The organism is Frankia sp. CcMO1 (genome assembly GCF_977945845.1).
The window spans coordinates 4,369-14,666 of the sequence record NZ_CDWTMG010000121.1; the positions used below are offsets into that span (position 1 = coordinate 4,369).

A 10,298-nucleotide genomic window follows, 5' to 3' on the forward strand; every position below is an offset into this window, starting at 1 on the left:
ATTTCGACTCCGCAGGATCTGTCCTGCCAATAGCTATCCTGACCGACATCCTGAGAGCGGACGGTCAGCCAACAGCATCTGTGCAGGTCAGCGACGGTGCGTCCTGGACCGTCCGCCGCTGAACCGGACGGTCCCGCCGCTCCGCTTCCCGAGTCGAGGCCGGTCAGACGGCTACGCCAGCGGGCTCCGCCACGTTCTGCGGCTCATTTGTAGCTACCGGTGTAGCAAAGGCCCGCGGCTGTCTGGGAAGTGATGCGGCGCGCTCGACCGCGAGTGCGGGCGTCGCAGGTCCTGCGGCTTCAGCGGCCCGTTCAGGTGGAGAGGTGCCGGACCTGCGTCTCGGAGCGGACGCCTGACCAGGGCATTTGTTTAACGTCGGACGCGATTGACGGGGCACTGCGGCGAGCGAGAGCCGGCTTGACCGTGCTGTCCCGAAGCGGACGGTCTGCCGGAAGTGTCGATGCAGGTCAGCGGGGGTGCGCGGGCGACCGTCCGCTGGCCAACCGCAGTCGGCGTTGCTACACCCGTTGCTACATAACGATCTACAAAAGCGGTAAACGATCTCTTCCGAGAGGTAAAACCGCAGGTCAGAAGTGGTGGGCAGGGGCGGGGTCGAACCGCCGACCTTCCGCTTTTCAGGCGGACGCTCGTACCGACTGAGCTACCTGCCCCGGGTAGTGCGACTCTCGCATGAGCCACAGCGCACTGTTAGCCCTACGAACGCGGTCCCGACGGGATTCGAACCCGCGACCTCCGCCTTGACAGGGCGGCGTGAACTCCAGGCTTCACCACGGGACCATGCCCTAGATCGATCTTCAGTTGTCGCCCTCCAGGTGCCAGTCACGGTCCCTGTCCGGATCTGGAGGTCATGCTACACGACACCGGGACCACTCGAAGGGCCGGGAGCCCAGGATCCTTGCCCAACAGTCCACGCACACGATCGCTCACGATTCGCTACGAAGACGCGACATCGGCATGAGATCTGCGGAGTCCGCGCGGCGGGCGCGGCGGCACGCCGGGCGCGCCCAGGAACGCCAGGCACGCCGCCGACCTCGAGGGAATCGAGCGAAAGGCGCGCAGCAGCACGGAGTCGATCCAGACCGCCGTTGCCGATCCCGTTCTGACCCGGGTCGAGGACGGGGTCGCCGTCGTCACCCTGAACCGGCTCGAGGTCATGAACGCGTTCACCCTGCCGATGGCCACCGCCTACGCGCAGGCCCTGCGTGCCGCGGACGCCGACCCGGAGGTCCGGTTCATCGCGGCCTCCGCCTCCGTCAACTCCGGCTTCTCCCGCCTCAGCCTGGTCGTCGAATACGGTCTGTCCTGGCATCTTCCCCGGATCATGGGCACCGCCCGGGTCTCGGACTTCCTGCTGTCCGGCCACGCCGTCAGTGCCGCCGAGGCGGCCGAGCTCGGGCTGGTCAACCAGATGATCACGGATGGCGACGTACTGGACCACGCGGTGCGCTACGCCACCGACATCGCGCGGTCCTGCTCACCGATGTCCCTGGCCGCCATCAAGGCGCGGGTCTACGGGGACCTGGAACGCAACGGGGACCTGGAACGCAGCCGCGCGGACGCGCTCACCGACGCCCTCGCCCGGATGGACACCTCCTTGCCGGCAGCCACCCCGGGCAGCCAGCGATCCCGCTGTTCCTCGATGCACAGATCGCGCAGGTATGGCCCCACGATGCTCACGACACTCAGCCCGGCGGTGCGACACTGCGGGCCTATGGGCTTGTCCGTGGCGGTTGCCGGTGTCGTCAACGTCCAGCAGACGATCCCGGTCGATGGTTTCCCCCTCGCCTACCCCCCGGTGCGCTATCTGAACCGGTCGCTGCGCCTGGAAGTCGCCGGGGTCGGCTGCAACGTCGCCCGCGGGCTCGCCGCGCTGGGCAGCGACGTGCGACTGGCGTCCCTGGTCGGGCAGGACGACGCCTATGCACAGGACTGGCTCACCCGGGCGTCGATCGTGTTCTGCTCGGCGGAGAACCTCACCGTACCCCCCGATGCCTTTGCCCGGCAGTTGCTTGCCCGGGGACCGGCACGGATCGTGGTCGTGGGTCTGGGCGCGCGGGGTTGCCTGCTGGCGGTGGCGGACCGGCCGGTGCGCGCTGTCGCGGCGGTCGCACCGCTGGGCGTGGTGGACACGACCGGCGGGGGTGATGCGCTGTTCGCCGGGTTCCTGCACTACTGGCTGGCCACCGGCGATCCCGACCGTGCCATCGACCGCGCGGTGCTTGTCGCCGGTTGGACGGTCGGTTTCCCGGGCACGGGCCACCATCCGACCGACGCCCAGATCCGTGCGCTGTATGCCGGCACCTCCGCCAAGTCCGGATGAGCTCACGCGCGGCGCGGACCGGTGTCCCGCCCGGGTGGCGTGCGACTCTCAAGCGACAGCAGCAACGGCGAGGAAACGCTCGAGCCGACGTGAAGTGATCACGATGGCACGGTATCGTCACTCACAGGTCGAGAGGCGCTGCAACGGGCCCAGGTCCGCCACGCTCGGCCCGCACCGTTCAGTAAGGGCGCCTCCCATAACCGGGAGGTGGTCTGATGGCAGGGTCCAGGTCGGTCGACGAGGTGGCCGTCCATGACGGCGCGATCGAGGCCAGCACGGCCGGGGCAAACGCGGTCGAGGCCAGCGCGGTCGAGGCCAGCACGGTCGGGGCCGGCGAGCGGGAGCTCCGGGAGCTGCTGGCCCAGCGGGTCGTCGTGCTCGACGGGGCCTGGGGCACGATGCTGCAGAACGCCGGGCTCACCCCGGCCGACTACCGCACGGAGCGGTTCCGCGACCACCCGAAGGACGTCGCCGGCGACCCGGACCTGCTGAACCTGACCCGTCCGGACGTGATCCTCGACGTGCACCGGCAGTATCTCGCGGCCGGCGCGGACATCACCACGACGAACACGTTCACCGCGACGAGCATCGGCCAGGCGGACTACGGGCTGCAGTCGCTGGTGCGGGAGATGAACCTGCGGGGCGCGCGGCTGGCCCGCCAGGCCGCGGACGAGGCCGCCCGGCAGACCGGGGGGCGCCGGTTCGTCGCCGGTTCGATCGGCCCATTGAACGTCACGCTCTCGCTGTCTCCGCGGGTGGAGGATCCGGCGTACCGGGCGGTGACCTTCGACGAGGTCCGGGCCGCCTACGCCGAGCAGATCCAGGCGTTGGCGGACGGCGGGGTCGACCTGCTGCTCATCGAGACGATCTTCGACACGCTCAACGCGAAGGCCGCGATCGCCGCCGCCCGCGAGGTCGCCCCGCGGCTGCCGCTGTGGATCTCGGTAACGATCGTCGACCTGTCCGGGCGGACGCTGTCGGGGCAGACCGTCGAGGCGTTCTGGAGCTCCATCGCCCACGCGCATCCGCTGGTCGTCGGGGTGAACTGCTCGCTCGGCGCCGAGGAGATGCGCCCGCATGTCGCCGAGCTCGCCCGGCTCGCCGACACGTTCACGGCCTCCCATCCCAACGCCGGCCTGCCGAACGCCTTCGGCGGCTACGACCAGACCCCGGACGAGGCCGGCCGGCTGATCGGCGAATTCGCCGCCGCGGGCCTGGTCAACATCGTCGGCGGCTGCTGCGGGACGACGCCGGCGCACATCGCGCGGATCGCCGCCGCCATCGCCGGCGCGGCGCCGCGCCCGGTTCCGGCCCCGCCGGCGCGCACCCGCTTCAGCGGGCTGGAGCCGTTCGAGATCGGCGAAGATACCGGCTTCGTCATGATCGGGGAGCGCACCAACGTCACCGGTTCGGCGCGGTTCCGGCGGCTGATCGAGGCCGACGACTACCAGGCCGCCGTGGACGTCGCCCTGGAGCAGGTGCGCGGCGGGGCCAACCTGCTCGACGTCAACATGGACGCCGACCTGCTCGACAGCGAGCGGGCGATGACCACGTTCCTGAACCTGCTCGCCACCGAGCCGGAGGCGGCCCGCCTGCCCATCATGGTCGACAGCTCGCGGTGGAGCGTGCTGGAGGCCGGGCTGCGCTGCGTGCAGGGCAAGGGCGTCGTCAACTCGATCAGCCTCAAGGAGGGTGAGGAGCCCTTCCTGGAGCAGACCCGGCGCATCCGCGACTACGGCGCCGGCGTGGTCGTGATGGCCTTCGACGAGCGGGGCCAGGCCGACACCGCCGAACGCAAGGTGGCGATCTGCGCCCGCGCCTACGACCTGCTCACCCAGCGGGTCGGCTTCCCGGCCGAGGACATCGTGTTCGACCCGAACGTGCTCGCCGTCGCCACCGGCATCGCCGAGCACAACGGCTACGCGAAGGCGTTCCTCGACGCGTTGCCACTGATCAAGCATCGCTGCCCGGGAGCGCGGACCAGCGGCGGCATCTCGAACCTGTCGTTCTCCTTCCGCGGCAACGACATCGTCCGCGAGGCGATGCACTCGGCGTTCCTCCTCCACGCCGTGCGCGCCGGGCTCGACATGGGCATCGTCAACGCCGGCCAGCTCGCCGTCTACCAGGACATCCCCGCCGACCTGCTCGAACTCGTCGAGGACGTGCTCTTCGACCGGCGCGACGACGCCACCGACCGGCTCGTCGCGTTCGCCGAGACCGTGAGCGGGAGCGGCACGAAGCGCACGGTGGACCTGTCCTGGCGCGAGGCGCCGGTCGAGGAGCGCCTGGCGCACGCGCTCGTGCACGGCATCGTCGACTTCATCGAGCCCGACACGGAGGAGGCCCGGGCGCGGGCGGCCCGCCCCCTCGACGTGATCGAGGGACCGCTCATGGACGGCATGAAGATCGTCGGTGATCTCTTCGGATCCGGGAAGATGTTCCTGCCGCAGGTGGTCAAGAGCGCCCGGGTGATGAAGCGCTCGGTCGCCTACCTGGAACCGTTCATGGAGGCCGAGAAGCAGCAGGCGCTGCTGGCCGGCACCGACACCGCCGGCACCGGCCGTGGCAACCGTGGCAACGGCACGGTGGTGCTCGCGACCGTCAAGGGCGACGTGCATGACATCGGCAAGAACATCGTGGGTGTGGTCCTCGGCTGCAACAACTACGAGGTCATCGACCTGGGGGTCATGGTCCCCGCCACGGTCATCCTCGACACGGCGGTGGCGGAGGGCGCCGACGCGATCGGCCTGTCCGGCCTGATCACTCCGTCCCTGGACGAGATGGTCACGGTCGCCACCGAGATGCAGCGCCGCGGGCTGAAGCTGCCCCTGCTGATCGGCGGCGCCACCACCTCGCGCCAGCACACCGCCGTCCGCATCGCCCCCGCCTACGACGCCACCACCGTCCATGTGCTGGACGCCTCCCGCGTCGTCGGCGTGGTCTCGGACCTGCTCGACGCCGACCGGGCCGGGGAGCTCGCCGTGCGTAACCGGGCGGAGCAGAAGCTCCTGCGTGAGCAGCACGAGAACCGCCAGCAGCGCCCGCTGCTCCCCCTCGCGCAGGCCCGGGCGAACCGCGAGCAGGTCACGTTCGACGACCTGCCCGTCCCCGCCTTCACCGGCGTCCGCGTCGTCACCCCGGACCTCAGCGCGCTGCGCGCGATGATCGACTGGCAGTTCTTCTTCCTTGCCTGGGAGCTGAAGGGCAAGTTCCCGGCGATCCTGGACCAGCCGGTGGCCCGCGAGCTGTACGACGAGGCGAACGTCCTGCTCGATCAGATCATTGCGGACGGTAGCCTTCAGGCCCGCGGGGCCTACGGCTTCTGGCCCGCCGTCGCGGAGGACGACGACATCCTGATCGATCTGATCGACGTCGGCGCGGTGAACAGCGCCGGCTCGCCGGGTCCGGGTGGCACGTCGGGTCAGGGTGCCACGGGGCGGCTGCGCCTGCCGATGCTGCGCCAGCAGACGGCCAAGCCCGCGGGGCGGCCGAACCGCAGCCTCGCCGACTACCTGGCCCCGGCCGGGGACCACATCGGCGGGTTCGCCGTGGCCGTCCACGGCGCCGACACGCTCGCGGCCGGCTTCGAGGCTCGGCAGGACGACTACCGGGCGATCATGGTGAAGGCCCTGGCCGACCGGCTCGCCGAGGCGTTCGCCGAGTATGTCCACCTTGAGGCGCGACGCGCCTGGTTCGAGCCGGACGCCGAGCCGTCGCTGGAGGATCTGCACGCCGAGCGATTCCGCGGCATTCGTCCCGCCTTCGGCTACCCGGCGAGCCCCGACCACAGCGAGAAGCAGGCGCTGTTCGACCTGCTGGACGCCGGGCGGGTGGGGATGGGCCTGACCGAGTCCTTCGCGATGACCCCCGCGGCCGCCGTCAGCGGGCTCATCTTCGCCCATCCGTCGTCGCGGTACTTCACCGTCGGGCGCATCGGCCGGGACCAGGTCGAAGACTACGCCCGACGGCGGGGCCTGAAGATCTCCGACGTCGAGCGATGGCTGCGCCCCAACCTCGCCTACGATCCGGACACCTCGGCCGGCTGACCTACCCGGGCCAGATCGGTCAGACCGGCAGGGATGTCCACATACAGGAAGATACCCTGCGTGTACGTTGAGTGCATGACCGTGTCGCCTAAACTGAGCGTGCCGGAGGCCTGAGAGCGGCTCACGGCGATCATCGACCAGGTTCGCGCCGACCACACGCCGGCCTGCCTCGCCCGCCGTGGCCGGCGGGTCGCGGCCGTCAAGGCCGACCTCGGGCTGGCCTGAGGTACCCGGTCGGCATCGCCCCGCATGCGCTTCGTCAGTTGCGCAAGCTCGACCCAACGGCGCGACGCCGCGTCCAAGCGGCGGCCAGGAACGGGCTTGGCCGGCCATGCCAGAAGATCGCCAGGTCGTCGCGGGCGCGGGTCGCCGCGACGAACAGCAGTGACCGGTCTCGTGCCCGTTCCTGCTGATACCTCCCTGCCCCGAGGAGCCGACATGAAGATCTGACCGCGACCGCGGCCACCCAGGGCCAACGCGACAATGACTTCAACCACTGTGCCGAGGGGGAACTGGTGTGGATCGGCCTGGTCTACGCGATCGACCGGGCGGACCCCGACGGCGGATGTGGCTGTAGGCGGTCGTTCACGGGACTGTCCTCGCACCTCGCGACGACGACGGCGATGGTTCGCGACATCGCCGAGATGAGCCGGAGCTCCTACGCCGAGGCCCTACGGGCGGGCCTCGCCGCGCAGAGGTGGCACGCCGTCGGCTCCGAATCGCTGGCCGACGAGCTGACCCGGCTCGTCGACGGCTGGCCGGCAGGCGCCGTCGTGGAACGCAGGCTGGACATCGTCACCGTGCGCGAATGGACCATCCCGTAGCCAGCCTCAGCCCCACCGGTACCGTCATACGGCCCGGCCCGTGCTGGCCGGCCCGTGCTGGCCGGTCTTCCCGCCGCCGTGATGGGGACCTGGTACGCACAGCCGCGGCACAGCGGGCGCACAGTGCGGGCAAAGACTGTCCCGCCATGGTGAAGGCACAGGATCAGTCGATCTCAAGGAGAGCGCATGGCGGACTACCAGCGGGACGGCCGGAGGCCGACGTACGAGGGGCGTCCCCTGCCCCGGCCCGAGGAGGAGGCCGTCGACCAGGGACTGGGCTTCGACCTCGGCACGCTGCTGAGCCGGCGACGGATGCTGACCTTTCTCGGCCTCGGTGTCGCGACGGCGGGCCTGACAGCCTGCGGGACAGGCGGGGCCGAAGCCTCGGGATCGTCCGGCTCCACCGCGTCGCCCAGCACGTCATCATCCGCCTCGACCAGCGGGGCGTCCGGGGAGATCCCCCAGGAGACGGCTAGCCCCTACCCGGGCGACGGTTCCAACGGGCCGGACGTGCTCGAGCAGAGCGGCGTGGTCCGCAGCGACATCCGGTCCAGCTTCGGGGGAGCCACCGGCACCGCCGAAGGCGTCCCCATGACGCTGGAGCTGACCATCACCGACCTCGCCGGCGGCGTCCCCTTCTCGGGAGTGGCCGTCTACGTGTGGCACTGTGACCGCGAAGGCCGCTACTCGATGTACACCAACGGCATCACCGACCAGAACTACCTGCGCGGCGTCCAGATCGCCGACAAGGCCGGGAAGGTGCGCTTCACCAGCATCTTCCCGGCCTGCTACAGCGGACGCTGGCCACACATCCACTTCGAGGTCTACCCCGACCAGGCCAGCATCACCGACGCCACCAAAGCGATCGCCACGTCCCAGGTCGCCCTGCCGAAGAACGTCTGCGACCAGGTCTACGCGCAGCAGGGCTACGAGGCGTCGATCGCGAACCTGTCGCAGGTCAGTCTCGACAGCGACAACGTCTTCGGGGACGACGACGGCGCCCGCCAGCTCGCCACCGTGGCCGGCAACGTCACCAGCGGCTACACGGTCTCCCTCGCCGTCGGCGTCGACACCACGACCACCCCGTCCAGCGGCCAGCCCGCCGGTGCCCCGGCGGCCAGCCACCGTCCGGCGCGCCCGGCGGGCGGCCACCGGGTGCGCCGAGCTGACCCACACGACGCCTCGGGAGGACACCCCGTCGTCACGGCCAACCCCCTCCGGTTCACGGAGTCGAACGCGACGATCCCGGTGGTCGAGCAGGTCCCCGGGGGCTCGGGGGACTGGACAGGTGCGTGGGTGCACAATGGCGCTCTCGACCTCGGGGCGACTCACGCATCGTGGGTCGGGGAAATCGTGGGTTGGGGGAAGGAGAGCCGCGATGTCCGTGCCGGAGGTGCCAGCGCCGGACGAGCTGGTGATCAGCGCGGAGGCTCCGGAGCCTGTTCGGGACGACCTCGGCATTGAGTTCACCGTCGAGTCCGACGTGGATGTCGCCCATCCGCTCGTGACGATCGGTGATTCGCTCACCCATGGCTTCCAGAATCTGGCGGTCCGCAACACCGACCGGTCGTGGCCGGCTCTACTGGCCGAGGCGATGGGGGTGACGCCGTTTCGCTATCCGATCTATCCCGGGCCGGATGGCTGCGCCGGCCTCCCCCTCAACATGGAGGAGTTGCTGCGCCACGCGGACACCATTACCAAGGGCCGGCCGCTACCGGCGCACGCGCTACGCCTGATAGTCACGCTGTACACCCAGGCGCGGGGGGTGCAACGCTACTGGGACTTCGGCCCGGGCCGGCTCCCCGTCGAGCAGGCGGAATTCAACCACAATCTCGCGATCTACGGCTGGGATGTCCGCGACGCACTCTCGAAGAACGTCGGCTGGTGCCAGGAACAGCTGGCCGAGCACCCCGCCCGCCGGTCCTGGAATCCGCGCAGGCTCCTGGTCCAGAACGACGGGCCGATCGCTGCCCTGCGCACCCTGGCCGGCCCCAGCGACCCGGGTACCACCCAGCTGACGGCGGCGCAGCAACTCGGTGCCGAGGGCGTCGGCACGCTCGTGGTCGCCCTCGGGGCTAACAACGCGCTGTCCAGCGTTCTGGGGCTACGGCTGGCCTGGAGCGGAGACGACTTCGCCGACCTGAACGGGAAGAACGCCTACACGGTATGGCGCCCCGCCCACTTCCAGCAGGAGTACGACCAGCTCGTCACCGAAATCGAAAAGGTGGGAGCCCAGCATGTCGTGCTGGTCACCGTCCCCCACGTCACCGTCGCACCGCTCGCCCGCGGGGTCGGCGACAAGCCGGAAGGCTCGCGATACTTCGCCCGCTACACCTACGCCTGGATCAGCGACGACCAGTTCGACACTGCCGACCCCTGCCTGACCGGGACGCAGTGCCGGCAGATCGACAGCGCCATCGACATGTACAACCAAGTCATCATCGAGCACGTCAGGGCGCACCGGCAGGCCGGTGACGACTGGCGGGTCTTCGACCTGTGCGCCCTGCTGGACCGGCTCGCCTACCGCCGCTATCTCGACGACCCGACCACCCGGCCGAGTTGGTGGAACCGGTACGGCCCCTATCCGTTACCCCAGGCGCTCCGCGAGCTGCACCCCCGGCCCGACACCCGGTTCTTCCTCTCCGACGCCCGGGGCCGCACCCAGGGAGGTCTTATCGCGCTCGACGGCGTCCACCCCACCAGCATCGGCTACGGCATCATGGCCAGCGAAATGCTCGCGATCCTGGCCCGCGCGAACGTGCCCGGAGCCGTAGGCGCCACCATCGACTTTGCTGATCTCCTACGTCGGGACACCCTGCTCAGCAACCCGCCCGCCAGCCTCGGCGGCAACTTCCGCACCCTCGGCTGGCTACAGCACCGGCTTCAGCTGTTCGCCGCACTCACCGAACTCTGGTAAACACCGAATTCTAGTAAAAACCGAATTCTGGTAAACCGAGCTCTGGTAGACCCGGCCCCTTTGCGCTGGACCGCGAATGCTATTCAGCCGATCATTCCGCACAACCCTGCTGGTTATCGCTCTTCCCAGGGGGGTCCGCCGGAGAGTAGGGCGGCGCGCTGCCAGATGAG

The 10,298-nt window shown here is 69.9% G+C and carries 4 protein-coding genes, 2 tRNA genes and 1 pseudogene; 5 read left to right on the forward strand and 2 right to left on the reverse strand.

All coding sequences use genetic code 11. The features are described 5' to 3' along the window. Positions 1–594: 594 nt before the first annotated feature. Positions 595–671, reverse strand: a tRNA-Phe gene (locus AC08OU_RS14990). A 52-nt stretch (positions 672–723) separates the two neighbouring features. After that, a tRNA-Asp gene (locus AC08OU_RS14995) sits at positions 724–798 on the reverse strand. 376 nt (positions 799–1,174) lie between these two features. Here AC08OU_RS14995 and AC08OU_RS15000 point away from each other — a divergent pair. From AC08OU_RS15000 to AC08OU_RS15020, 5 genes and pseudogenes are all read left to right on the forward strand, one after another. Beyond that, entirely contained in the window at positions 1,175–2,341 is a 1,167-nt protein-coding gene (locus tag AC08OU_RS15000; RefSeq protein ID WP_476600606.1) for a PfkB family carbohydrate kinase, read from the forward strand. 215 nt (positions 2,342–2,556) lie between these two features. Beyond that, complete coding sequence (gene metH, locus AC08OU_RS15005) at positions 2,557–6,387, forward strand: methionine synthase (RefSeq protein WP_476600608.1); 3,831 nt, start codon at positions 2,557–2,559, stop codon at positions 6,385–6,387. A gap of 446 nt (positions 6,388–6,833) precedes the next feature. After that, the gene (locus AC08OU_RS15010) at positions 6,834–7,211 is read left to right on the forward strand and encodes a DUF7715 family protein (protein ID WP_476600612.1); all 378 of its coding nucleotides are present in this window, start codon (positions 6,834–6,836) and stop codon (positions 7,209–7,211) included. A gap of 186 nt (positions 7,212–7,397) precedes the next feature. Then, positions 7,398–8,380 (forward strand): annotated as a pseudogene (locus AC08OU_RS15015) (intradiol ring-cleavage dioxygenase). 209 nt (positions 8,381–8,589) lie between these two features. Further along, complete coding sequence (locus tag AC08OU_RS15020) at positions 8,590–10,128, forward strand: hypothetical protein (protein ID WP_476600610.1); 1,539 nt, start codon at positions 8,590–8,592, stop codon at positions 10,126–10,128. Positions 10,129–10,298: the final 170 nt, after the last annotated feature.